Here is a 628-nt window from a genome sequence, read left to right on the forward strand (position 1 = left end):
GTCCTGGCGGTCGGCGGCCCGGCGGCGCAGCGCGTCGCGCTCGGTGTCGGCGGCCCGCTCGTCGTGCATCGCCGGGTTGGGCGGGACCAGGAACGTGTCGGGTCGGTCGGCGCCCGGTTCCAACAGGGCCTCGGGGGTGCCGACCGCGACGGCCGAGCGCGGCAGGAGGGCGGCCTCGGCGAGCACGTCGCGGGCGCGGTCCATCGCGTTCTTCATCGTGACGATCACGCCGTCGACGAGTTCGGGGCGGGCCGCGAGCACACCGGCGTGCCGCTGCGGGGGTACCGACTGGGCCAGGTAACGCCAGCCGGGCAGCGCGGGAATGCCGTGTTCGCCCAGCAGTTCGACGGCGGCGAGCACGTCGGGGCCGGCCGGCAGCAGTCCGCCGTCGCCGAGTGCGCCGAGGATGCGCGAGTCGTCGGCGGCGTCGGTGCGCAGCCCGAAGAGTGTGCGTTCGCCGTCGGTGACGGCTTCGTTGAGCAGTTCGCGCAGCACGTCGGCGGCCCGGTCGAGCGGGAGCGCGGCCTGATCCGCGTCGGCCACGCCGTCGCCCAGGCCCAGCAGTTCGCGCACGCGCGTTTCGGCGGCCAGGCCCGCGGCGTCGGCGTGCACCGCGGCCAGGTCGGCC

1 pseudogene is annotated in these 628 nt (G+C 76.6%); it reads right to left on the bottom strand.

Features of this window, described 5'->3' with window-relative positions:
• Positions 1-612: pseudogene (locus GT354_RS50475) on the bottom strand (hypothetical protein); the annotation flags it as partial.
• Positions 613-628: the final 16 nt, after the last annotated feature.

It is taken from the genome of Streptomyces sp. SID3343 (assembly GCF_009865215.1).
Classification (GTDB): domain Bacteria; phylum Actinomycetota; class Actinomycetes; order Streptomycetales; family Streptomycetaceae; genus Embleya.